A 22,494-nucleotide genomic window follows, 5' to 3' on the forward strand; every position below is an offset into this window, starting at 1 on the left:
GACAAACACAGGGAAGGAAAAGACATGACCGAGCTTGTGCTCACCGAGGCCCGCGACGGGATCGCCATCCTCACACTTAATCGGCCGGAAAAGCTCAACGCCTTGAACTATGCGCTGATTGATCGCCTGCTTGCGCTCCTCGATGCCGCCGAGACCGACGATGCCATCCGCGCCATCATCCTCACTGGAGCAGGAGCGCGCGCCTTCTCCGCCGGCGCCGACATCCTTGAATTCTCAGGCAGCGTGGCCATCGGCGTCGACGTTGCCCTGCGCGACTTCGTCATGCGCGGACAGCGGCTGACTGCAAGGCTGGAGGCATTCCGCAAGCCCGTCATCGCCGCCGTCAACGGCATCGCCTTCGGCGGCGGCTGCGAGATCACCGAAGCCGTGCCGCTCGCTATCGCCAGCGACCGCGCCTTGTTCGCCAAGCCTGAGATCAACCTTGCAATGCCGCCTGCTTTCGGCGGCACGCAGCGGCTTCCGAGGCTGGCAGGGCGCAAGCGGGCGCTCGAGCTGCTGTTGACCGGCGATTGGTTCCCGCCGCCGCGCGCCCTCGAACTCGGCCTCGTCAATCAGGTGGTGCCGCATGAGGAGCTGATGCCCGCCGCAATTGATCTCGCCCGGCGCGTGACCAGGCATTCTCCTGCAGCAATTGCCTCGATCCTCACAGCAGTGGCGCGCGGCCTGAACCAGAGCATCGCGGATGGCTTGGCTGTCGAGGCCGAGCAGTTCGCCCGCATGGCTCCGACCGCTGATCTGCGCGAAGGGCTGGATGCCTGGATCGCACGCCGCCAGCCGGGCTGTCACGGCTCGTGGACGCACATCACCCGGCCGGATGAAGCCAGGCGAGCCTCAACGCAGCAGGACGGGCTTGCGGACCGCGATCAAGGCGCCGTCACGGCCAGATGACCTTTCATGTTGGGGTGGAAGCGGCAGAAATAGTCGACCGCTTCCGCCTTCTGCAGGGTCAGGCTCGCTGTTGACTTCGGCGGGATCATCACTTCCCAGCCGCCCTTGACGGTAGCCGTGTGGGCGAACACGTCATTGTTCACCCACTTGATCGTGTCGCCGACCTTCGCCTCGACGGTGGTCGGCGAAAAGACAAGCTTGTCGACGGTGACCTGGATGGTTTCGGCCTGCACGGGTGAGGTCCCGAAGACCAGCGCCAGTGCAATCCATAGCAGCCGTTTCGACATGGCCTGGTCCTTACTTCAGCATACCTGCAACATGCTCGGCGTGCTGTTCATGGCCCTGGAAAATCTTCAGGCCGGTCTGCAGCAGGCTCTTCAACTCGGCATTGCTGGCCGATGGGATCAAAAGGGTTTCAAGCGCGCCGTCGACCTGTTTGTGGTAGGCGATCTCGTTGTCGACATAGGCTTTGTCAAAGGCTGCGCCGTCGAGTTTGGCGAGCTTCGCCCGCTCCTCGGCCGCAGCCTTGGTCAGCGCCTGGCTGGTTGCGTTGTCTTCCGGCGTCACCTTCAGCTTCTTTACCAGTTCCAGTGCCTGCGCGTTGACCGCTTCGTGGTCGCGCACCATGTCGTTGGCGAAATCCACGACCTCCTTGGTCTTCGATTTCTTGATCGCCTGCTTGGCGGCTTCCACATCGATGACGCCTGCCGTGTAGGCGATGTGGGCGATCTGCGGGTCCGTCGGCTTGTCGGCGGCTTGTGCGAGCGGGGCAGCGCCAAGCAGCAGCAAGGCAGCGAGGGCGGCGGTGTGTCGGGTAAGCATGGCATCTCCTTCGCCCGGACGCGGGATCGCGCCGGGCCATGTTTTTCAGTTGACGGTCATTGGATGCGCAGCGGCGGCAAACGTTCCCGGGGAAATCGGCCAAATCAGCCGATGATCAGCTCTCCAGGCCGAGCCGCTGCATGACGGCGCTGGTCAGCCTGTCGCAGCGCCGGCCGGCAAACGGGAAGGCGTCGAGCAGCACCGGCCCGATCTGGTCGTCGAGTGCCTTGCGTACCAGGGCGCGGGCGCGGTGTAGCCTTGTCTTGACGGTTTCCGGCCGCACGCCAAGCAGCTCGGCGGTCTCCTCGATACTGAGCCCCTCGATAACCCGCGCCACGAACACCGTCCGATAAACATCGGGCAGGCTGTCGGTCGCCCGTTCCACCAACTCGAGGATCTGCCGCTGCGCCATCGTCCGCTCCGGATCGTCGCTGGGATTGAGGGGGAACTGGATGATTTCGGCTTGCGGGTTTTTCGCCACCGTCCGCCGCCTTTTGCGCAGACGGCCGAGCGCCTCGTTGATGACGATGCGCGACAGCCAGGTGGCCAATGAGGACTCCCCGCGAAAGGCATCGAGATGGGCAAAGGCTCTGACATAGGCCTCCTGGACGATGTCCTCGGCTTCGGCATCGTTGCGCACCACCCCGCGAGCGATGCGATAGAGCCGCTGATTATGGGTCTTCATGATGATGCAGAAGGCGTTGCCTTCGCGTGCCAGCGCGCGGCGCACGAGAAGCATCTCGCTTGAAGCAGCCGTGGGCATTGGTACAGATATAGCAGGCATGGCCAGTTCCTCGATCCAATCCCCGTCCGAAACCTCGATCAAGACATTGGATGACATCGCCGGCAAAAGGTTCCCGGCCATTTTCGCCCGGCTCCGACGGCGCCTAGAATACTGCTTCCGCCAGCGGCTTGTCAGCAGCCTGCACTCGCGCCGTGGCCGCAAGCAGGTCGGTCTGCGTGATCAGGCCAAGGATGCGGCTGTCCCCGTCCACGATGATGACTGCATGGGTGCGGCCGTCGGTGAGCACCGGTAGCAGGGCCATGGCGGGCGTACCGGCGGCGGCGGTCGACGCTGTCGACGTAACGCTTCCGACGGCTTCGTCGGCTCGCGCCAATTCCCTCAATCCAACGGTGCCGACCAGCCTGGCGTCCTTGTCGACAACCGGCAGCGTGCGGATATTGTGGTCGAGCAGCAGATGACGCGCCCGATCGGCGGACGCGTGTTCATCGACCGAAATCACGTCGCGGGACATGATGTCCTCGCACAACATGGTTCGGTGTGCGCGCATCGTCGCTTGCAGTTCGACCTGTCGCAGCAGCTGTTCGAGATCGTTGCGGTCGATGTCGAAGGTCTCGTCGAGCGCAGCCAGCGCGGCATCGATGTCCTCGGCCCGGAAGCCGATGCGCTCCTGAGCCGGCGGATCGATGGTTCCGTGCGTGCTTTTCGGGGCAGGGGCCGGCACATGCGGGTAGCTGCGTCGCGACAGCCTGTGGAAAGCATAGCCGAGCGCGACCAGCATCATGGAGTTCAGCGCCACCGGCACGAACGGAAACAGGAAGCCCGCACCGATCACGGCCGGCCCGCCGAGCACGGCGGTCAGTGCGGCGGCTCCGCCCGGCGGATGCAGGCAGCGCGAGAACGACATGGCGGCGATCGCCATCGCCACGGCAATGCCCGTGGCGAGAACGGGCTGATGGACGAAATGGGCCACGATCACGCCGACCAGCGCCGATATTGTATTGCCGCCGATGATCGACCATGGCTGCGCCAGCGGGCTTGCAGGCACCGCAAACAGCAGCACCGCCGACGCCCCCATCGGCGCCACCAGCAGCGGCACATGCGGGCCATTGCCAAGCACCAGCGCGCCGATCGCGCCGGTCAGCGCAATGCCGATCATCGCCCCGATGCAGGCGATGAGGCGCTCGCGCAGCGTCGCGCCGGCGAGAATGGGGACAAAGAGACGAAAGGCCATGGCAAGCTCAGTCCGGCTGGAATTGTGCGCGCAGCGCCTGCAATGGCGTTGGACCGACGATTTTGAAAGTCAAACCGATCCGAAAAAGCGCGCATTGGGGAAATAACATTGCGCTTGGTCGACCCATGAGCGGCTTTGCGACGTCGATCGCCTGCGAAAGTCGCTCGCCAATCCTTTCAACGGGTTGGGCGGACCAGCGGAATCAGCTTCGCAAGTTTGCTGGTGTCATGCCGCAGCGGCCGCTTCCAGCCCGCGCAGGATATCGGCCTTGAGGTCCTCGACATCCTCGAGTCCGATCTGCAGCCGGATCAGCGGGCCGTCATAGGGGCCCTTGGCGACGGTACGGTCGCCGAGGAAGACCGGCACGGCGAGGCTCTCATAGCCGCCCCAGGAATAGCCGAGACCGAAGATTTTCAACGCATCGAGGAAGGCATGCTGCTGTCTCTGGCCGCCGCCTTTGAGCACGATGGAAAAGATGCCGCTAGAGCCGGAAAAATCGCGCTTCCACACCGCGTGGTCGGGGTGGCTGGGAAGCGCCGGGTGCAGCACGCGGGCCACGCCGGGCTGGCCTTCAAGCCAGACGGCAATGGCAAGCGCGCTCTTTTGATGGTGATCCAGCCGAACGCCCATCGTGCGCAGGCCGCGCAGGACTTGGTAGACGTCGTCGGGGCCGGCGCAGCAGCCCATCGTGTAGAACGTCTCGCAAAGCTGCTTCCAGCAGTTGGCATTGGCAGACACTGTGCCCAGCAGCACGTCCGAATGCCCGGCCGGATATTTCGTCGCCGCATGGATCGAGATATCGACGCCGTGGTCGAGCGGACGGAAATAGAGCGGCGTTGCCCAGGTGTTGTCCATCATGACGATGGCGCCCGTTTCATGCGCGGCCTTGGCGATCGCCGGAACGTCCTGCACCTCGAAGGTGTTGGAGGCCGGTGATTCCGTAAACACGACTTTGGTGTTCGGCTTGATTAAGCTGGCGATGCCGGCGCCGGCATGCGGAGCGTAATACTCGACCTCGACACCCAGCCGCTTCAGCATCGTGTCGGCGAAATTGCGGGTCGGATGGTAGACGGAATCGACAATCAGGATGTGATCGCCTGCCGAGAGAAACGCCAGCAACGGGACGGTCACCGCCGCCAGGCCCGACGGCACGATTATGGTGCCGGCGGAGCCTTCCAGCGCGTCGATCGCATGCGCCAACGCATCGGTGGTCGGCGTGCCGCGTGTGCCATAGGTGTATTTCTGGCTGCGCGCCGCCATCACCGACGCATTGGGATAGAGCACGGTCGAGGCATGCACGATTGGCGGATTGACGAAGCCGAAATAGTCGTGCGGATTGTTGCCCGAATGGGCAAGCCGCGTGTTGATACCCATTTCGTTGCCGTCAGTCGCCATTGCTCTTCGCCTTGTGGTGAAAGCGCTAGCCATAGAGCGGCGGCATTGGCCGTGCAACAGCGGGCGCCCGCCAGGCGGTGCCCTTTGCATAGGCCAATTCCCCCATGAATAGTCTGGAATGCGCGGCGATCCAGAGCCGCGGATTTCATGAGTGGATGTGGATTAGCGTCGACGGACTTTGCCGGTTTTATTTGCGGGGCTTGCTGCTTTCCTGATGCTGTTGTCTGCAATTCAGGCATTTGCGGCAATTGGTTTTCAAAGCTGTCGTGAAACGGTCATTTCCCTTGACCTCACAGAGATAATCGCCTTCGATGCAGTTCGTGAATGGGAGGGGCCGGGCGTCGGTTACGACGCGGGGTTCCGGGAATGAGCCGGATGGGAGCCGGGTTCACGCGGGAAAAGATCAGGATTTGCCTGAGGATCAGGGTTTACCTGAAAACAGAAAAGGGTCTGTGGGTTATGAAACACATTGCAATTGGCATTCTCGGCGCCGCTGCGCTTGGATGGATGGCTTCGGCCGCGTCGGCGAGCACGCTCGACGACGTCAAGGCGAAAGGCTTCATCCAGTGCGGTACCAACACAGGTCTTGCCGGCTTCGCTGCGCCTGACGACAAGGGTGAATGGAAAGGCATCGATGTGGATTTCTGCCGCGCGGTCGCGGCCGCCGTCTTCGGCGACGGCACCAAGGTCAAGTTCACGCCGCTCAGCGCCAAGGAGCGCTTCACCGCACTGCAGTCGGGCGAAGTCGACATCCTGTCGCGCAACACCACCTGGACCATCAATCGCGATACGGCACTTGGCCTGAACTTCGTCGGCGTCACCTATTATGACGGCCAGGGCTTCATGATCAACGCCAAGAAGCTGCCGGGCGTCAATTCGGCGCTGCAGCTTTCGGGTGCGGCAGTCTGCGTGCAGAGCGGCACCACGACCGAGCTCAACCTCGCCGACTACTTCAAGGCGAACAAGATGGAGTACAACCCGGTCGTCTTCGAAAAGCTTGAAGAGGTCAACGCCGCCTACGACGCGGGCCGTTGCGATGTCTACACCACCGACCAGTCGGGTCTCTACGGCATCCGCCTGACGCTCAGCGCGCCGGCAGACCATGTCGTGTTGCCCGAGATCATCTCCAAGGAACCGCTCGGCCCGGCCGTGCGCCAGGGGGACGACCAGTGGTACCACATTGTCAAGTGGACCTATTTCGCGCTGCTGCAGGCAGAGGAACTGGGCATCACCCAGGCCAATGTCGACGAGATGAAGACCTCGGACAACCCGGAGATCAAGCGCGTGCTCGGCCAGGAACCCGAAACCAAGATCGGCACCGATCTCGGCGTTAGCAATGACTGGGTCGTCAACATCGTCAAGGCAGTCGGCAATTACGGTGAGATGTTCGAGCGCAATGTCGGCACCGGCAGCCCGCTGAAGATCGCGCGCGGCATCAATGCGCTGTGGACCAAGGGCGGCCTGCAATACGCGCCACCGATCCGCTGATCGAAATGCGATCCGGAAGGCAGATTGTCTGCCTTCCGGTTTCTCTTTGCAGGGGATGGGCAATGGCGTCGCAGGAAGTCCTACGCGAGGAGCCGAGCCGCGGTTCCTTCATCAACGATCCAAAAGTCCGTGGAGTTGTCTTCCAGGCGGTGGTTGTCGTCTTGCTGGTGGCGAGCGTCTGGTGGATTGTCCACAACGTCATCGACAATCTGCAGCGCCTGCACATTTCTTCCGGGTTCGGCTACCTGAAAAGCCGTGCCGGCTTCGATATCTCAGTCAGCGCCATCCCCTACAACTCGGACGATACCTATGGCAAAGCCATTGTCGTCGGGCTGATCAACACCCTCATCGTCGCCGTTGCCGGCATCATCACCGCAACCATCATCGGCTTCATCGTCGGCATCGGCCGCTTGTCGCACAACTGGCTGATCCGCAAGATCTGCACGGTCTATGTCGAGATTTTCCGCAACATCCCGCCGCTGCTGGTGATCTTCTTCTGGTATTCGGGCGTGCTGGCGGTCTTGCCCGTGGTGCGTGAAAGCATCAACCTGCCATTCGGCTCGTTTCTCAACCAGCGCGGCTTCTATCTTCCTCGTGCAATCTGGGGTGATGGCTCCTGGCTGATCTTTGTCGCCTTGCTTGTCGGCATCGCCATGGCATGGTTCGTCGCCCGCACGGCGCGCCAGCGGCAGATGGCGACCGGTCAGCAGTTTCCCGTATTCTGGACGTCCCTGGCGCTGATCGTCGGCCTGCCGATTCTGGCCTATGCGCTGAGCGGCTTTCCCCTGACCTTCGATTTTCCGAAGCAATCGACCTTCAACCTGGCCGGCGGTTTCCACATCGGGCCGGAATTCCTGTCGCTCTATCTGGCGCTGTCCTGCTACACAGCCTCCTTCATCGCCGAGATCGTGCGTGCCGGCATTCTCGGCGTCTCGAAGGGCCAGTCGGAAGCGGCTGGCGCTCTGGGGCTGCGGCCGGGATCGATCCTGCGGCTAGTCGTCGTGCCGCAAGCCATGCGCATCGTCATCCCGCCGCTGACCAGCCAGTATTTGAACCTGACCAAGAACTCGTCGCTGGCCATCGCTATTGCTTACCCGGACCTGACGGCGACCGCCGGCACAGTGCTCAACCAGACGGGGCAGGCGGTCGAAAACGTGCTGATCATGATGGTCGTCTATCTCGTCATCAGCCTGGTGACGTCGGCGGTCATGAATGTGGTCAACGCCAGGATGGCGCTGGTGGAGAGGTAAGGCCATGCAGGAACATGATACCGCTTGGGTGCGGACCGAAATGGCACTGGCGCAACAGGCGCCGGCCGGCGTGCGGGGGCCTATCGCCTGGGTCCGCAAGAACCTGATCGGTTCGGTGGGCGACACCATCCTGACCGTACTGGGCATCGCACTGGTGGTGATGATCCTGCCGCCAATCATCAACTGGGCCTTCATCAGCGCCCAGTGGGTAGGGTCCGATCGCTCGGTATGCGCCACGGCGGCGCAAGGCGGGGTTCAGCCGGATGGCTGGTCCGGCGCTTGCTGGGCGTTCGTCAACGCCAAGTTCGGCCAATTCATGCTCGGCCGCTATCCTATTGAGGAGCGCTGGCGGCCGATCCTGGTCGCCATACTGTTCGTGGCGCTGCTGGTGCCGCTGCTGATCCCGCGCGTGCCGCGCAAGGGGCTGAACGCGATCCTGCTTTTCCTGGTGCTGCCGATCGTCGCTTTCGTGCTGCTGGTCGGCGGCATGTTCGGCCTGCCGCATGTCGAGACGCAGCTATGGGGCGGCCTGCTGGTGACGCTCAGCCTGGCCTTTGTCGGCATTGCAGTGTCGCTGCCGTTCGGCATCGTGCTGGCGCTTGGTCGGCGCTCGAAGATGCCGATAGTCAAGATGCTGTGCGTCATCTTCATCGAATTCGTTCGCGGCATCCCGCTGATCACCGTTCTGTTCTTTGCCAGCGTCATGCTGCCGCTGTTCCTGCCCCCCGGCGTTTCCTTCGACAAGTTCCTCAGGGCGCTGATCGGCTTCTCGTTGTTTGCCGCCGCCTATATGGCGGAGGTGGTGCGCGGCGGTCTGCAGGCGATCCCCAAGGGCCAGTATGAGGGGGCGGATTCGCTTGGTCTCGGTTACTGGCAGAAGATGAACCTGATCGTGCTGCCGCAAGCGCTGAAGCTGGTCATACCCGGCATCGTCAACACCTTCATCGGCATGTTGAAAGACACAAGCCTGGTTATCATCATCTCGATGTTCGACCTACTCGGTGTCGTCAAGCAGAACTTCTCCGATCCCAACTGGGCGACGCCGCAGACCACCAAGTCCGGCCTGATTTTCGCTGCCTTCGTCTTCTGGCTGTTCTGCTTCGGCATGTCGCGCTATTCGATGTATACGGAACGCCGGCTCGACACCGGCCACAAACGTTAAAAACAAAAAAGGGGAACCTGCCATGGTCATAGAAAACGCCGTCAGCGCCGAAGAGATCAAGGTCGATGCCAAGAAGATGCACATCTCGACCACCGATGTCGCAATCGACATCATCGGCATGCACAAATGGTATGGCGAGTTCCATGTGCTGAAGGACATCAACCTCAAGGTGATGCGCGGCGAGCGCATCGTCATCTGCGGTCCTTCGGGCTCGGGCAAGTCGACCATGATCCGCTGCATCAACCGGCTGGAAGAGCACCAGAAGGGCAAGATCATCGTCGACGGCAAGGAACTCACCAACGATCTCAAGAAGATCGACGAGGTGCGCCGCGAGGTCGGCATGGTGTTCCAGCACTTCAACCTGTTCCCGCATCTGACCATCCTGGAGAACTGCACGCTGGCGCCGATCTGGGTGCGCAAGACGCCGAAGAAGCAGGCCGAGGAAATCGCCATGCACTTCCTCAAGCGCGTCAAGATCCCCGAACAGGCCAACAAATATCCGGGCCAGCTGTCGGGCGGCCAGCAGCAGCGCGTAGCGATCGCGCGTTCGCTGTGCATGAACCCGCGCATCATGCTGTTCGATGAGCCGACCTCGGCGCTCGATCCCGAAATGATCAAGGAAGTGCTGGAGACGATGGTGGGCCTGGCCGAGGAAGGCATGACCATGCTGTGCGTCACTCACGAAATGGGCTTTGCCCGCAAGGTCGCCAACCGGGTGATCTTCATGGATCAGGGCCAGATCGTCGAACAGAACACGCCGGCCGAGTTCTTCGACCATCCGCGCCACGAGCGCACGAAGCTGTTTCTGTCGCAGATCCTGCACTGAGCATTTTCATGCGAACCAAAAGAGCCCGGCCGTAATGCGGCCGGGCTCTTTTGCTATCTGGGGTCGGGGTTGATCTTCTCCATTGAAACACAAAGCCGCCGCCGCATGAGAAAAGCCCTGCGTTTCGTGGCCATGCTGATTATCGTGGTCGCGCTCGCTGCCACGCTCGGCACGCTGGTGCCGCGTCCGCTGTGGCCGGCGTCAGCGGCGGGTGAGGGCACGCGCCATATTCTGGTGCTGGAGAATCCGATCCACACCGACATCGCCATTCCCGTCGATGACGAGGTGCGCCGGCGCTTCCATTTCCTGGTCGCTGCCGGCATCCCTGTCGACGCCCCGGAAGTGCGCTACATCGTCTTTGGCTGGGGCGGCCGGGCCTTCTATCTGGAGACGCCGAGCTGGTCGCAGCTGAAGACAGTGCCCGTCCTCAAGGCGCTGACACTGGACGCCTCGGTCATGCATGTCGATATCGCCGGGGCCATCGCCGAGCCGCACCCTGCTGTCACCGGTTTCGACATCGATGAGGAACGTTTTGCAGCGCTGCTCGACTATATCGACGCGAGTTTCCAGCAAGGGCCGCATGGTCCGGTCGTCATCGAGAACGCCGCCTATTCCAGCTTCGACCGCTTCTTCGAGGCGAACGGCCATTTCAACGCGCTTGTCGGCTGCAACACCTGGACAGCCGCCGGCCTGCGCACCGCCGGCCTGCGCACCGGCTGGTGGAACCCGCTGCCGGCCTCGCTGGGCTTGTCGATGCGGTTTTATAACTAGCAGTCCTTCATCGCACCGCGACAGTGTTGGATCTTTTGAAGTCAGCGGGACAGCACCCCCCTCTGGCCTGCCGGCCATCGCCCCCGCAAGGGGGGAGATCAGCCGTTTTGCCCGCGGCGCTCCTGCTGCGACGCCGGCGATTTTGGCGAAGGCGACGGCGACATCCAATCTCCCCCCTTGCGGGGGAGATGTCCGGCAGGACAGAGGGCGGTGGGAAGGATCGCTAAGTCGACGATCTAGACTGCCGAGCGTCCGCTCGCCATCCATAGAGCCAGTCGAGGTCGGCGGCGAGCTTGTCGGGCGAGCGCATGGCCAGGAACAGATTGCGGGCGATCGCCACCGGGCCGGCAGCATGCCAGGCGAGGCGGTTTACGGCCCCACGACGCGCGGCCTTGGCGACACGCGGCCGCCGAAGATTTTCCCAGATTTGAAAACTTCTGGGCAGATCGCCAGGGAAATCGGCGATAGCGTCGGCAAGCGTGATGGCATCTTCGATCGCCATTGCCGCGCCCTGTGCGGCAAACGGCGTCATCGCATGCGCAGCGTCGCCGATCAGCGCGATGCCCTGCGGGCTCGTCCACCGCTGTTGTTCGACGGTGTGGATCGGAAAGGCCGTCCATGGGCCGGCCAGTGCCACAAGCTTCGTCAGGCCCGGCGCGGTGCCGCGCAGGGCAGCCGTGAGGATCGCGGGATCGGCATGGCCCGACCAACCTTCGGCCATGCGCTCGCCCTTGGTGAAGGCGGCGAGATTGAAGGCCCGGCCTTTGCTGACGGGATAGGCGACCATGTGGAAGCCTGGATGCAGGAACGTGGTGACGCAGTCGGCGGCGCCGATCGCGACAAAGGCTTCGCCGGAGGCGCTCTCGGCCGCGATCGTGACTCGCCAGGCGAGTTCGCCCGAAAAACGGCTTTTGACGAAGTCCTCGCCTGCGAGTTGCGCCCGGACCGCCGACCAGACGCCGTCGGCGCCGACCAGCAGTTTGCCGCGTGCCTCGATCTCGCGGCCGTCCACTTCGGCGGTCACGGCGACATATTGCGCGTCTTTGACGATGCCGGTCACGCGGGCGCCAGTGATGAACTCAATCTCCGGCCGTTCAGCCATTTGCGCCAACAGCGCTGCCTGCAGATCTGCGCGGTGAGCAACGAGATAAGGCGACTGCCAGCGCGCTTCGGCGGCGTGCCCGAGCGGTACCCGCGCCAGTTCGCGCAGCGTCCCGGCGTCCTTGAGCACGACCGCTTCCGGCCGCAACGCTGCGGGCAGCAGTCGGTCGAGCACGCCGAGTTTTCCAAGAATGCGTGTTGCGTTGGGCGAAAGCTGGATGCCGGCGCCGGCCGCTTCGAGGTGCTGTGCCTGTTCGATAAGCTTTACCGGATAACCCCGTCCGGCGAAGGCAAGGGCAGCGGTCAGCCCGGCGATGCCGGCCCCGGCGATTATGACCTGCCGGGACCTGATGTCTTCCATCGGGCTTGTCGCGGAAGGATCAGGCGGCCTGGTCGATATAAAGGCAACCAGCCGGCAGCGTTTCCGTCGCCCTCAGCTTGGCCGAATAGCGGTAGAGCGTCGAGCAGTAGGGACAGACCTTTTCATTGTCGTCGCCCATGTCGAGGAACACATGCGGGTGGTCGAAGGGCGGGTTGGCGCCGGTGCACATGAATTCCTTGACGCCGATGTCGATTGCCGGATGGCCCGCATCGTTCTGGAAATGGGGAATGGAACCGCCTGCCATCGTCGTCTCCTTGATCTCGTCGAAAAGCATCTGGAACATAACAGGCCTGTTTGCAAGATCGATGAAATGAAACTGTCGCAAAAGCCTGTCAGAGGATACGTTGAGCCGGTTAAGTGCATGTCCCTGAAATCGGAACGGTTTTCGCCGAAGGGTCATGCGCCACAAAAGCGTGTTAGAGGCATGGCACGTCCAGCGGCGCTCCAAGGGACGGTTGGCGGGGGAAGAGCAGGAACCATGAACGAACTGAAGCCGGTGCAGAGCGAATTCATCAATGTCGAGGTGGCGAGCCCCGAGGGCGGCAACCCCGATCGGTTCGTCAACCGTGAGTTCTCCTGGCTGCAGTTCAACCGGCGTGTGCTCGAGGAATCCCAGAACCAGCACCATCCGCTGCTCGAACGCGTCCGTTTCCTGTCAATTTCAGCCGCCAATCTCGACGAATTCTTCATGGTCCGCGTCGCCGGCCTTGCCGGCCAGGTGCGCGAAGGCATTGCGCTCAAGAGCCCCGACGGCCGCACGCCGGAGCAGCAGCTGGAACAATTGCTGCGCGAGGTCGAGCGGCTGCAGGAGGACCAGCAGAACAGCCTTTCGGCGCTGATGCTGCTGCTCAACAAGGAAGGCATTGAGAGCATCACCCGCGATGCACTGACCAAGGATGAGAAAGTCTGGCTGGAAGACCATTTCCAGGACCAGGTCTTCCCGGTCCTGACTCCACTGTCGATCGACCCGGCGCATCCGTTTCCGTTCATTCCCAATCTCGGCTTCTCGATGGCGCTGCAATTGCGCCACCGCAAGAATGGCGAGGAGATGAGCGCACTTCTGCGCCTGCCGGTGGCGCTGAAGCGCTTCATCCGCCTGCCCGACCGCAAGCAGCACGTTCGCTTCATTCCACTGGAGGAGGCTGTCGGCCTCTATATCGGGAAGCTGTTCCCCGGCTATGAGGTCAAGGGTTCCGGCACCTTCCGCATCATCCGGGACAGCGATATCGAGGTCGAGGAGGAGTCGGAAGATCTCGTGCGCCTGTTCGAGACGGCGCTGAAGCGGCGCCGCCGCGGTTCGGTCATCCGCATCGAATTCGACAAGTCGATGCCCGGCGAGTTGCGCGAGTTCGTCGCCGGCGAGCTTGGAGTCTCTTCGAGCCGCATCAGCGTTCTGACCGGCCCGCTGGCGCTCAGCCAGATTTCCGAGATCGTCGCCGTGCCACGCGACGACCTGAAGTTCACCCCCTACAATCCACGCTTTCCCGAGCGCATCCGCGAGCATGGCGGCGACTGTTTCGCGGCCATTCGCGAGAAGGACATCGTCGTCCACCACCCCTATGAATCCTTTGACGTGGTGGTCCAATTCCTGCGCCAGGCGATGGCCGACCCGGAGGTGGTGGCGATCAAGCAGACGCTCTACCGCACCTCCAACGACAGCCCGATCGTGCGCGCCTTGGTCGACGCGGCCGAGGCCGGCAAGTCGGTAACCGCCCTGGTCGAGCTCAAGGCGCGCTTCGACGAGGAAGCCAACATCCGCTGGGCGCGCGACCTCGAACGCGCCGGCGTCCAGGTCGTGTTCGGCTTCCTTGAACTCAAAACCCATGCGAAAATGTCGCTGGTGGTGCGGCGCGAGGACGGCAAGCTGCGTAACTATGTGCATCTCGGCACCGGCAACTACCATCCGGTGACAGCGCGCATTTACACCGACCTGTCCTTCTTCACCACCGATCCGACGATCGCGCGCGATGTCGCCCAGCTGTTCAACTTCATCACCGGCTATGCCGAGCCGACCGATGAGATGCGGATCGCCATCTCGCCGTTTACGCTGCGCAGCCGTATCCTCAAGCACATTGCCGACGAGGTCGCCCACGCGCTGGCTGGCCGTCCGGCGCGCATCTGGATGAAGATGAACGCGCTCGTCGATCCCAACATCATCGACGCGCTCTATGACGCCAGCCGTGCCGGCGTCGAGATCGATCTCGTCGTGCGCGGCATCTGCTGCCTGCGGCCGCAGGTGCCCGGCCTGTCGGAAAACATCAGGGTCAAGTCGATCGTCGGCCGCTTCCTCGAACACAGCCGCATCTATTGCTTCGGCAACGGCCATGGCCTGCCGTCGGACGAGGCGATCGTCTACATCGCCTCGGCCGACTTGATGCCACGCAATCTCGACCGCCGTGTCGAGACCATGGTGCCGATCACCAATCCGACGGTGCATGAACAGATCCTTGGCCAGATCATGCTGGGCAACATCATGGACAACCAGCAAAGTTTCGACGTATTGGCTGACGGAACCTCCCGGCGCGTCGTGCTGGAGGAGGGTGAGGAACCGTTCAACGCGCAGGAATATTTCATGACCAATCCGAGCCTGTCGGGACGGGGTGACGCGCTGAAGTCGCATGCGCCCAAGCGCATCGCGCAGTTCAAGCGTCGCAAGAAGAACACCGGCTGATGATTTCAACGTCCCAAGGCCGGCTGCAGGATCGCCGGCCGCTGTCCATTATCGACATCGGCTCGAACTCGATCCGCCTTGTCGTCTATGAAGGGTTGGCGCGCTCGCCGACCTTGCTGTTCAACGAAAAGATGCTGGCCGGCCTCGGCCGCGGCATCGTTTCGACCGGCAAGCTCGACCCGGAGGCGGTGACGCGCTCGATGGAGGAGTTCCGCCGTTTCCGCGCGCTCTCCGACCAGGCGGGTGCGGAGCACATGTTTGTGCTGGCAACGGCCGCGGCCCGCGAAGCGATCAACGGCCCCGATTTCATCCACCGCGCCCAGGATGTGCTCAAGACCGAGATCCGCGTGCTCACTGGCCGGCAGGAGGCGCATTATTCGGCGCTTGGCGTCATTTCGGGCTTCCACCCCGCCAATGGCATTGCCGGCGATCTTGGCGGCGGCAGCCTGGAGCTTATTGACATCAATGGCGAGGCGATCGGCGACGGCATCACGCTGCCGCTGGGTGGCCTGCGGCTGCAGGACATGGCCAGGAATTCGCTCGCCCAGGCGGCAAAGATCACCCGCGACGAACTGGCGCGCGCCAAATTGTTGAAGGGCGGGCTGGGACGGCCCTTCTACGCCGTTGGCGGCACCTGGCGAAACCTTGCCCGGCTGCACATGGAAATGACCAACTACCCGCTTGGCGTCATGCACCACTATGAGATCGGTGTCGAAAGCGCCGCCAATTTCCTGAAGCAGGTGGCGAAAGGCGAGATCGAGAAGGTCAAGGGCATCGAAGGTGTGTCGAAGAACCGCCGTTCGCTGCTGCCCTATGGCGCGGTCGTGCTGCAGGAGATCATGGCGGCGATGCAGCCGTCGAAGATCATCGTCTCGGCATTGGGCGTGCGCGAAGGGTTTCTCTATTCGCTGCTCGACCCTGCCGAGCAGAAGGCCGATCCGCTGGTCTCCGCTTCGGAGGAACTGGCGCGGCTGCGGTCGCGCTCGGTCACCCATGCGCATGAGCTTGTCGAATGGACGGACAAGACCTTTGCCGCCTTCGGCATCGACGAGACGGAGGATGAGGCGCGCTATCGCCACGCTGCCTGTCTGCTGGCCGATATAGGCTGGCGCGCACACCCGGAATATCGCGGCAAGCAGTCGCTCAACATCATTGCCCACGCCTCCTTCATCGGCGTCGATCACCCCGGCCGTGCCTTCCTGGCGCTGGTCGGCCTGTTCCGCCACGAAGGCGTGTTCAACGATGCGGCGCCGGAAATCCGCGGCCTGGCGACGCCGCGCTATCTCGATCGCGCCCGCATCCTGGCGGCGGTGCTGCGCGTCGTCTATCTGCTGACTGCGGCCATGCCCGGCGTCATGCCGCGGCTGAAATGGGAAAACCGCGGCAATGGCACGTTGGCGCTGGTGCTGCCGGCCTCACTTTCCGATCTTTACGGCGAACGCCCGGCCGGACGGCTGGCGCAACTGGCGCGGATCACCAACCGCCGGCTGGTGCTGGCGGTCGAGGGTGGGCAGAGCGTGTCGGTGAAGTAGGCGCGGCCTGACAGCAAAACCATGTCGTCGTCGGCCTCGCGTTCGAGGACCGGCTTCCTCAATCCGTCGCTGCTTCGCGCCGCCACCTTCCCCCTCCGGAGGGAAAGGAAGGGAGCCTCGTTGGAAAGCGTTGGCGGCAATAGGCTCGCGCCCTTCCTATACCCCGTCGATCGGGGAGAGGTGGCTCGGCGAAGCCGAGACGGAGTGGGGGGGTCGACTTGGCACGGGCGTCGATGGTTCAACCGGGACGATATTTGACGATATCAGACCGCGGCGCGGCGCCCCTCGATCGACCAGGCCCCGGCGCCGGCCATGGCTAGCGCCAGGAATCCACCGGCGATGGCAATGTCCTTCATCAGCATCTGCTGGTGCAGGAAGGTGAGCATCGGGTCATCGCCGCCCTGGCCGTAGTGGCCGATGGAGCCTGCAACGATGCAGAAAGCGGCAAGAAGTATCGCAATGACCGGCGTCTGAAAGCCGACCAGTATCAAGAGACCGGCAATCAACTCGAACAGCCCGGTGCCCCAGGCGGCAAGCGTCGGCAATGGCATGCCGAGGCCGGCGAAATAGCCGGTCGTCCCGGCAATGTCGGCGAGCGCGTGGTAGCCGGAGGGAACGAGCAGGGCGGCGAGCAGCAGCCGGGAAATCAGAAGCAATGCATCGCGGGGCATGGTCATCTCCGTTGTCTGTCCGCCGGCTGTTCGAGACCGATCCTAGCAGGGATGGGACGGGTGCGCGCTTGGGCAGACAACGAAAAAGCGGCGTGGAAAATTCCACGCCGCTTTTTCAGGCTTGGGAGGGAAAGCTCAGCCGCGCTTGGCGTCGACCGAGTAGGCGCCAGGGCCCGAGGAAGCCAGCAGCAGGAAACCGCCGGTGATGGCGACGTTCTTCAGGAAATGGATCATCTGGTTCTGGTCGGCCCAGCCGGTATGGGCGACAAAGGCCGAGGCGATGGTGAAGACCGCGAGCACCCAGGCGGCGATGCGGGTCTGAAAGCCAACGAGCACGGCAAGGCCGCCGAGCAATTCGATCAGGCCGACGACAATGGCCGTTGTGGTCGGCACCGGCAGGCCCATGGCGCCGAAATAGCCGGCGGTGCCCGAAATGGCGGTGAGCTTGCCGAAGCCGGAAAGCAGGAAGATGGCGGCGAGCAGGATGCGGCCGAGCAGGATGGTGGTGGAACTGTTGGACGCGATGCCGGCGCCGGCAGCGGAAGTGTTGATGGACATGGTGGCTCTCCGAAAAGGGTTGATGTCCCGTCAGATAGACCAAGCCGACTGTTCACCAAAGCCGCCAGTCCGGCGACACATTGTTCACAGGACGTACATTTCGGGATCGTTCGACCGACGCAAAATTCTTGTCGCGGCCAGCAGCGGCGGGAGCAAATTGTCCCGCCACACAATTCGGATTTCTAGTTGACGCAATTCCCAAGAAGAGGGGCTGCGCGCTTCCCGAGGAAACGCAAGGCACTTTCCCTGGAATCGCTTAACCCGGATGCGTCATGTCCTCCGGCCGCACCAGCCGGTCGTAGTCTGCCTCGCTGACCAGCCCGGTGGCCAGTGCTTCCTCGCGCAAGGTGGTGCCCTTCTTGTGCGCGGTCTTGGCGATCTTGGCGGCATTGTCGTACCCGATCGTCGGCGCCAGCGCTGTCACCAGCATCAGCGAGCGGTCGAGCGCGGCCTTGATGTTGTCTTCGCGCGCCTCGATACCGACGACGCAATTGTCGGTGAAGGAGATCGAAGCGTCGGCCAGCAGCTGCACCGACTGCAGGAAGTTGTAGGCCATCAGCGGGTTATAGACGTTGAGCTCGAAATGGCCCTGGCTGCCGGCGAAGGTCAGCGAGGCGTTGTTGCCGAACACCTGCACGCAGACCTGCGTCAGAGCCTCGCACTGCGTCGGGTTGACCTTGCCAGGCATGATCGAGGAACCCGGCTCGTTTTCCGGCAGCGACAGTTCGCCGAGGCCCGAGCGCGGGCCGGAGCCGAGGAAGCGGATGTCGTTGGCGATCTTGAAGAGGGCGGCGGCCGCCGCGTTGATGGCGCCATGCGAGAACACCATGGAATCGTGCGCGGCGAGCGCCTCGAACTTGTTCGGCGCGGTGACGAAGGCAATGCCGGTAATGTCGGCGATGCGCGCCGCCACCTTTTCCGCAAAGCCGACCGGCGCATTGAGGCCGGTGCCGACTGCGGTGCCGCCCTGCGCCAGTTCCTGCAGGCCGGGCAGCGTCATCTCGATGCGCTTGATCGAAGAGGCCACCTGTGCGGCATAGCCGGAAAATTCCTGGCCCAGCGTGAGAGGGGTGGCATCCTGCGTATGGGTGCGGCCGATCTTGATGATGTGGGCGAAAGCCTTTGTCTTGACCTCGAGCGCGGCGTGCAGATGCCTAAGCGCCGGCAGCAGATCGTGCACGATGCGCTCGGCGCAAGCGATGTGCATGGCTGTCGGGTAGGTGTCGTTCGACGACTGGCTCATATTGACGTGGTCGTTGGGGTGCACCGGCTTCTTCGAGCCCATGACGCCGCCCAGAAGTTCGATCGCCCGGTTAGAGATCACCTCGTTGGCGTTCATGTTGGACTGCGTGCCCGAGCCGGTCTGCCACACGACCAGCGGGAAATGGTCGTTGAGCTTGCCGTCGATCACCTCTTGCGCCGCCTCGATGATCGCCTTGCCGACTTCCGGATCGAGCCGCTTCAGCTCCATATTGGCTTCCGCCGCCGCTCGCTTGACGATGCCGAGCGCACGCACGATCGAGGCCGGCTGCTTTTCCCAGCCTATCCTGAAATTGCCGAGGGAACGCTGCGCCTGCGCGCCCCAGTAACGGTCGGCGGCAACCTCGATGGGGCCGAACGTGTCGGTTTCGGTTCTGGTCCTGGCAGCGGTCACTTGTCTCTCCGACGATCGAATTCGGCAACGGCGTATCGCGTTGCACAATGGCCTTCAAGCAGAGATTGCGGCCGGCAGGCAGTAAATCGGTTGAAGCAGTAGCGCCGCCCTTCGGGATCCTGCACCCTCCACTTTCGTGTGAAGGAAATTGCTCCTCAGTGCGGCTTGATCCCATGAAGTGGACGGAAACTTAGCTCGATAAGATCATGTCGAGCTGGCGGATTGCTCTACGCAAACTTCCCCGAGGATCAGCAATGCGCAATTCATGTCTACCTACTCTACCTACGAGCGACGCTGCCACACAAACTACCATCCGTGCCGGCGTCTCACTGGCAACAGCAGCAATGAGGTAGCTTATGCACTTGTCCTTCTGTTCAGTTTCCCGACCAAAATCCGGCATCGCATCTGGATCGAGCTTCGGATCGCGAAACCGAGAATTTCAAGTCCACCCTGGGAGCGCCTCCACATAGCCTCGGAGATTTCCAAGATGCATGGCGGCAAGGTCGAAGCCGTCTCGACGTCGCAAGAGACGCTCTTTGTCCTCCGTATTTTGCTGAAAGCGCGCCTGATCGCGGACCGTCAGCTCGGAACCTTTTTCCTCCAACGGCGCAGCTTTGTCCTGAGATAGGATCTATAGCCGAACGGAAGTGTTCGCCGTCCGGAAGGCGTGCTTGTCCGCGCCTCCAGACGCTGGCGCACGACGCTCATCAGTCTGCAGAACGCGGGTGTTTCCAATGATTGCACCCGTTTGACGAGGTTGTCGGGCAATGGCTTTGAGCGCCAGTCGAAATAAGCCTCGTAGTCTTGCGGCGTTGCGATCAGGTGCTGGAGATAGGCTGCAAGATCGCTGGCGCTGGCGAAGGCACTGGCGTCAATAAAGGAGTGCTCCGGAACGAACTCGTCCACATTGGGAGCGCCAAGGTAGATCGGCACCGTGCCCGCCATGAACGCGTCATAGATTTTCTCGGTGACATAGTCGGCCTCGGTCGAGTTCTCCATGGCCAGGCAGAATTTGTGCCGCGCAATGGTTTCGATCTTGGTCTTCGAGCCCAGATCGGGGCCAGAGACCGATCGGTTGTTGCGATATCGGCCATAAGAATCGATCTTGATGTGGCGCGCCAGTTCGTTCGCCAAATCGACACGGCCGCTATAATTCAGGCCGGCCGACTGGAAGAGTGCGACCGGCGCTTCTTCCGTTTTCGGTACGATTGGTCTGGCCAGCGCATCTTTCCACCACACCGCACGCGGAAGGTAGGGTACCCAGACATCAGACCGGGATTCATGCGTCATGATGATATCGAAGTGCCGCATGATTTTGGGGTCGGCAAGTCGCTTGTAGTTTTGGCCGCATTCCATCGACCAGGCGACCCAATATTGACCAGGGTATTTGTAGGCATCGCCAACTTCGCGAAAGTTCGGAATATGGAAGACGACTGCCGCGGCCTCGGAAATCCGTCGTTTGTCCAGTGTCCACCGCCCGGGCATTTCGCACTGTATCGACGCGATATCGACGGGTTTGCTGAAGAACGTTGTGTAGAAGAGGATCAGTGGATCGATAGACAGCATGGCACCACGAATGTCTGAAGCATTGCTCAATCTGCAGACAGACGCGGTATCGGAAGTTTGGTCAAGTGCTCCGCTTGTTCGAGGCAGAGGGCCATCCAAACGGTCACCCCGCCGTATACCCGCCATCGATCGCGAAAATGCCGCCGCTGGTCCACGCCGCCTCGTCGCTGGCCAGATAGACGGCGATGCCGGCAAGATCGCTGGTCTGGCCGATGCGGCCGAGCGGGTAGCTGCGCTCGACATAGGTTTTCAGCTCGGCCTGCGCTGCCGCCGGCAGGTTGTCGATCGACTTGCGCCGCATGGCGGTGTCGACCGTGCCGGGCGCAATTGCATTGACCCTGATGCCGCCCGGACCAAGCTCGAAGGCCAGCGACTTGGTCAGCGAATTCAGCGCGCCCTTGGACAAGGAATACAGGCTCGACGGCCGCTTCGGGATCATTTTGTCGGCGAAGTAGGACGAGATGTTGATGACGGAGGCGTTGGCGCCGAGATGCGGCAGCAGCCGCTGGGTAAGGAAGAACGCCGCCGTCACATTGAGCGCGAAGGATTGCTGGAATTGGTGCTCGGTGACGGTCTCGAAAGGCACCAGATAAGCGACGCCGGCATTGTTGACGAGGATGTCGAGTGGGCCGGTTGCTTTCGCGCGATCGACCACGGCATCGATGCCGGAAGAGGTCGAGAGATCGGCCGACTGGGTGCCGACGTTGCCCGCCGCCGCAAGTGTCTCGCGGGCGGTCTCGAGCTTGCTGGTGTCGCGACCGACGATCAGCACGTCGGCGCCCTCGCGCAAGAAAGCTTCCGATATCGCCAGGCCGATGCCGTCCGAGCCGCCGGTCACCAGTGCTCGCTTGCCAGAAAGTCTCATTGAAGGCCAAGTCGCATCGAATGCTCTCGCTGTTGCCCGCGTCACGAAGGCAATGCCGATCGGCGAGGGCGGTCAAGCCGCCGGCCTATCGCTCAGTATGAACTTCGGTTGGCCGCGTGCCGATCCGGTTACCGCAGCAGCGACTGCGACGTCGGCGTCAGGCGCAAGGTTTCGGTCCGCCAGGTCACATCGGCCGCTTGCCATTGGAGCGAAGCGGCAACTGCGGCTTCGTAATTGGCATGCGCCTCGGGACTGTTGAAACCCGTCACCGCGATAAAGACGTTTTCGCTCAAGCGCACCGGCAGGCGGGGAAAGCTGTTTTCGGCGTGCTCGGTGATGAAGGCGCCAAGCAACCGTCCGCCGGCGCCGATAAGGACCGGAAGGGCATATGTGTCGAAATTGCCGGCGAAATCGGCTTCGGCGCCAGACCGCAGATGATGAATCTGGATGACAACAACACCGGTCAAGCGATTGTCTGCTCTCAGCTTTCCATCCGGCGGCATGGCGCCTCGCTGCGCGCCTGACAGATCGAAGCCGGCGCCTGGCCATGCCGGCTTCAAGAGCAGCACATCGTCGGAATCGATCATCGTCGCATTGGCGGCGTCGCGGTGCGCCGTCCACACCGGCCCGTCATAGAAGGCGGTGAGCGCCTGCTTCCGCGCTTCCATGCCACCGAAGCCGCGCAGCCAGACGAACATGTCGGGGCGGTCGAGGTCGCGGAACTGTCCGATGATGGTCATGCCGGCGTGTTCCTGGCCTTCGATGAACCGACTGTCGAAGATGTCGATCAGCGTCTCGCGCCGGCCCGGCTTCAGCGTGTACTGCCGCAACTCGACGACAGGCGAAGCGAGCAGTTTTGCCGCCGCAGGCGCATTCAGGGGTACGGTCATTGTGT

The 22,494-nt window shown here is 62.5% G+C and carries 22 protein-coding genes; 9 read left to right on the forward strand and 13 right to left on the reverse strand.

Annotated features, from left to right (window positions below):
• The first annotated feature begins 24 nt into the window (after positions 1 to 24).
• Positions 25 to 909 carry a crotonase/enoyl-CoA hydratase family protein gene (locus tag NKJ80_RS06465; protein WP_023743016.1) on the forward strand — a complete coding sequence of 295 codons (885 nt, stop codon included), beginning with the start codon at positions 25 to 27 and terminating at the stop codon, positions 907 to 909.
• On the opposite strand, the gene NKJ80_RS06470 is transcribed toward NKJ80_RS06465, so the two are convergent.
• The 5 genes from NKJ80_RS06470 to NKJ80_RS06490 form a co-directional block, all read right to left on the reverse strand.
• On the reverse strand, positions 885 to 1,196 hold the full coding sequence (locus NKJ80_RS06470) for a cupredoxin domain-containing protein (protein WP_352463016.1): 312 nt from the start codon (positions 1,194 to 1,196) through the stop codon (positions 885 to 887). The two genes, NKJ80_RS06465 and NKJ80_RS06470, sit on opposite strands and share 25 nt — an antisense overlap.
• Positions 1,197 to 1,206: 10 nt before the next feature.
• A complete protein-coding gene (locus NKJ80_RS06475) occupies positions 1,207 to 1,731 on the reverse strand; it encodes a DUF4142 domain-containing protein (RefSeq protein WP_023697729.1) in 525 nt (174 codons plus the stop codon).
• Positions 1,732 to 1,846: 115 nt separating this feature from the next.
• Positions 1,847 to 2,515: an RNA polymerase sigma factor gene (locus NKJ80_RS06480; protein ID WP_050588467.1), complete on the reverse strand. Its 669-nt coding sequence runs from the start codon at positions 2,513 to 2,515 to the stop codon at positions 1,847 to 1,849.
• A gap of 103 nt (positions 2,516 to 2,618) precedes the next feature.
• A complete protein-coding gene (locus tag NKJ80_RS06485) occupies positions 2,619 to 3,707 on the reverse strand; it encodes an HPP family protein (RefSeq protein ID WP_023727878.1) in 1,089 nt (362 codons plus the stop codon).
• Positions 3,708 to 3,932: 225 nt separating this feature from the next.
• Entirely contained in the window at positions 3,933 to 5,102 is a 1,170-nt protein-coding gene (locus tag NKJ80_RS06490; RefSeq protein WP_352497265.1) for a cystathionine beta-lyase, read from the reverse strand.
• 178 nt (positions 5,103 to 5,280) lie between these two features.
• On the opposite strand from NKJ80_RS06490, the gene NKJ80_RS06495 reads away from it, so the two are divergent.
• From NKJ80_RS06495 to NKJ80_RS06520, 6 genes are all read left to right on the forward strand, one after another.
• On the forward strand, positions 5,281 to 5,472 hold the full coding sequence (locus tag NKJ80_RS06495; protein WP_023684328.1) for a hypothetical protein: 192 nt from the start codon (positions 5,281 to 5,283) through the stop codon (positions 5,470 to 5,472).
• Positions 5,473 to 5,561: 89 nt separating this feature from the next.
• On the forward strand, positions 5,562 to 6,590 hold the full coding sequence (locus tag NKJ80_RS06500) for an amino acid ABC transporter substrate-binding protein (RefSeq protein WP_023684327.1): 1,029 nt from the start codon (positions 5,562 to 5,564) through the stop codon (positions 6,588 to 6,590).
• 62 nt (positions 6,591 to 6,652) lie between these two features.
• Positions 6,653 to 7,840 carry an amino acid ABC transporter permease gene (locus NKJ80_RS06505; RefSeq protein ID WP_023684326.1) on the forward strand — a complete coding sequence of 396 codons (1,188 nt, stop codon included), beginning with the start codon at positions 6,653 to 6,655 and terminating at the stop codon, positions 7,838 to 7,840.
• Positions 7,841 to 7,844: 4 nt separating this feature from the next.
• Positions 7,845 to 9,002 (forward strand): amino acid ABC transporter permease, encoded by a 1,158-nt coding sequence (locus NKJ80_RS06510; protein WP_023684325.1) that lies wholly within the window; start codon positions 7,845 to 7,847, stop codon positions 9,000 to 9,002.
• 22 nt (positions 9,003 to 9,024) lie between these two features.
• Positions 9,025 to 9,828 (forward strand): amino acid ABC transporter ATP-binding protein, encoded by an 804-nt coding sequence (locus NKJ80_RS06515; RefSeq protein WP_023671483.1) that lies wholly within the window; start codon positions 9,025 to 9,027, stop codon positions 9,826 to 9,828.
• A gap of 105 nt (positions 9,829 to 9,933) precedes the next feature.
• Entirely contained in the window at positions 9,934 to 10,599 is a 666-nt protein-coding gene (locus NKJ80_RS06520) for a TIGR02117 family protein (protein WP_352497266.1), read from the forward strand.
• A gap of 223 nt (positions 10,600 to 10,822) precedes the next feature.
• On the opposite strand, the gene NKJ80_RS06525 is transcribed toward NKJ80_RS06520, so the two are convergent.
• Both NKJ80_RS06525 and NKJ80_RS06530 read right to left on the reverse strand, forming a co-directional pair.
• On the reverse strand, positions 10,823 to 12,061 hold the full coding sequence (locus tag NKJ80_RS06525; RefSeq protein WP_023689904.1) for an FAD-dependent monooxygenase: 1,239 nt from the start codon (positions 12,059 to 12,061) through the stop codon (positions 10,823 to 10,825).
• Between the two features lie 19 nt (positions 12,062 to 12,080).
• Complete coding sequence (locus NKJ80_RS06530; RefSeq protein ID WP_023705697.1) at positions 12,081 to 12,326, reverse strand: zinc-finger domain-containing protein; 246 nt, start codon at positions 12,324 to 12,326, stop codon at positions 12,081 to 12,083.
• Positions 12,327 to 12,560: 234 nt separating this feature from the next.
• Here NKJ80_RS06530 and NKJ80_RS06535 point away from each other — a divergent pair, with 234 nt between their 5' ends.
• Positions 12,561 to 14,753, forward strand: coding sequence for an RNA degradosome polyphosphate kinase (locus NKJ80_RS06535; RefSeq protein WP_023689905.1), 2,193 nt, complete (start codon positions 12,561 to 12,563; stop codon positions 14,751 to 14,753).
• Positions 14,753 to 16,285, forward strand: a complete 1,533-nt coding sequence (gene ppx / locus NKJ80_RS06540) for an exopolyphosphatase (protein ID WP_023694682.1) — start codon at positions 14,753 to 14,755, stop codon at positions 16,283 to 16,285. Before NKJ80_RS06535 ends, ppx begins: the two co-directional genes overlap by 1 nt.
• 263 nt (positions 16,286 to 16,548) lie before the next feature.
• On the opposite strand, the gene NKJ80_RS06545 is transcribed toward ppx, so the two are convergent.
• The 6 genes from NKJ80_RS06545 to NKJ80_RS06570 all read right to left on the reverse strand — a co-directional run bounded on the left by NKJ80_RS06545 (position 16,549) and on the right by NKJ80_RS06570 (position 22,489).
• On the reverse strand, positions 16,549 to 16,956 hold the full coding sequence (locus tag NKJ80_RS06545) for a DoxX family protein (RefSeq protein WP_023743969.1): 408 nt from the start codon (positions 16,954 to 16,956) through the stop codon (positions 16,549 to 16,551).
• 135 nt (positions 16,957 to 17,091) lie between these two features.
• Entirely contained in the window at positions 17,092 to 17,514 is a 423-nt protein-coding gene (locus NKJ80_RS06550) for a DoxX family protein (RefSeq protein WP_023743970.1), read from the reverse strand.
• A 256-nt stretch (positions 17,515 to 17,770) separates the two neighbouring features.
• A complete protein-coding gene (gene fumC, locus NKJ80_RS06555) occupies positions 17,771 to 19,168 on the reverse strand; it encodes a class II fumarate hydratase (RefSeq protein WP_023671491.1) in 1,398 nt (465 codons plus the stop codon).
• Between the two features lie 579 nt (positions 19,169 to 19,747).
• A complete protein-coding gene (locus NKJ80_RS06560; RefSeq protein WP_352497267.1) occupies positions 19,748 to 20,764 on the reverse strand; it encodes a glycosyltransferase family 10 domain-containing protein in 1,017 nt (338 codons plus the stop codon).
• Positions 20,765 to 20,837: 73 nt separating this feature from the next.
• Positions 20,838 to 21,599, reverse strand: coding sequence for an SDR family NAD(P)-dependent oxidoreductase (locus NKJ80_RS06565; protein ID WP_023835131.1), 762 nt, complete (start codon positions 21,597 to 21,599; stop codon positions 20,838 to 20,840).
• Between the two features lie 128 nt (positions 21,600 to 21,727).
• Positions 21,728 to 22,489 carry an NIPSNAP family protein gene (locus tag NKJ80_RS06570; RefSeq protein ID WP_023743972.1) on the reverse strand — a complete coding sequence of 254 codons (762 nt, stop codon included), beginning with the start codon at positions 22,487 to 22,489 and terminating at the stop codon, positions 21,728 to 21,730.
• Positions 22,490 to 22,494 lie beyond the last annotated feature (5 nt).

The sequence above is a fragment of the Mesorhizobium sp. M0030 genome (assembly GCF_040323695.1).
Lineage (GTDB): Bacteria > Pseudomonadota > Alphaproteobacteria > Rhizobiales > Rhizobiaceae > Mesorhizobium.

Bases quoted from the DNA above. Each gene is read 5' to 3' on its own strand.
- NKJ80_RS06545 (WP_023743969.1), bottom strand. From the start codon at position 16,956: ATGCCCCGCGATGCATTGCTTCTGATTTCCCGGCTGCTGCTCGCCGCC.
- NKJ80_RS06565 (WP_023835131.1), bottom strand. From the start codon at position 21,599: ATGAGACTTTCTGGCAAGCGAGCACTGGTGACCGGCGGCTCGGACGGC.
- NKJ80_RS06485 (WP_023727878.1), bottom strand. From the start codon at position 3,707: ATGGCCTTTCGTCTCTTTGTCCCCATTCTCGCCGGCGCGACGCTGCGC.
- NKJ80_RS06500 (WP_023684327.1), top strand. From the start codon at position 5,562: ATGAAACACATTGCAATTGGCATTCTCGGCGCCGCTGCGCTTGGATGG.
- NKJ80_RS06480 (WP_050588467.1), bottom strand. From the start codon at position 2,515: ATGCCTGCTATATCTGTACCAATGCCCACGGCTGCTTCAAGCGAGATG.
- NKJ80_RS06490 (WP_352497265.1), bottom strand. From the start codon at position 5,102: ATGGCGACTGACGGCAACGAAATGGGTATCAACACGCGGCTTGCCCAT.
- NKJ80_RS06525 (WP_023689904.1), bottom strand. From the start codon at position 12,061: ATGGAAGACATCAGGTCCCGGCAGGTCATAATCGCCGGGGCCGGCATC.
- NKJ80_RS06550 (WP_023743970.1), bottom strand. From the start codon at position 17,514: ATGTCCATCAACACTTCCGCTGCCGGCGCCGGCATCGCGTCCAACAGT.
- NKJ80_RS06520 (WP_352497266.1), top strand. From the start codon at position 9,934: ATGAGAAAAGCCCTGCGTTTCGTGGCCATGCTGATTATCGTGGTCGCG.
- NKJ80_RS06530 (WP_023705697.1), bottom strand. From the start codon at position 12,326: ATGGCAGGCGGTTCCATTCCCCATTTCCAGAACGATGCGGGCCATCCG.
- ppx (WP_023694682.1), top strand. From the start codon at position 14,753: ATGATTTCAACGTCCCAAGGCCGGCTGCAGGATCGCCGGCCGCTGTCC.
- NKJ80_RS06510 (WP_023684325.1), top strand. From the start codon at position 7,845: ATGCAGGAACATGATACCGCTTGGGTGCGGACCGAAATGGCACTGGCG.
- NKJ80_RS06515 (WP_023671483.1), top strand. From the start codon at position 9,025: ATGGTCATAGAAAACGCCGTCAGCGCCGAAGAGATCAAGGTCGATGCC.
- NKJ80_RS06535 (WP_023689905.1), top strand. From the start codon at position 12,561: ATGAACGAACTGAAGCCGGTGCAGAGCGAATTCATCAATGTCGAGGTG.
- NKJ80_RS06470 (WP_352463016.1), bottom strand. From the start codon at position 1,196: ATGTCGAAACGGCTGCTATGGATTGCACTGGCGCTGGTCTTCGGGACC.
- NKJ80_RS06465 (WP_023743016.1), top strand. From the start codon at position 25: ATGACCGAGCTTGTGCTCACCGAGGCCCGCGACGGGATCGCCATCCTC.
- NKJ80_RS06570 (WP_023743972.1), bottom strand. From the start codon at position 22,489: ATGACCGTACCCCTGAATGCGCCTGCGGCGGCAAAACTGCTCGCTTCG.
- NKJ80_RS06505 (WP_023684326.1), top strand. From the start codon at position 6,653: ATGGCGTCGCAGGAAGTCCTACGCGAGGAGCCGAGCCGCGGTTCCTTC.
- NKJ80_RS06475 (WP_023697729.1), bottom strand. From the start codon at position 1,731: ATGCTTACCCGACACACCGCCGCCCTCGCTGCCTTGCTGCTGCTTGGC.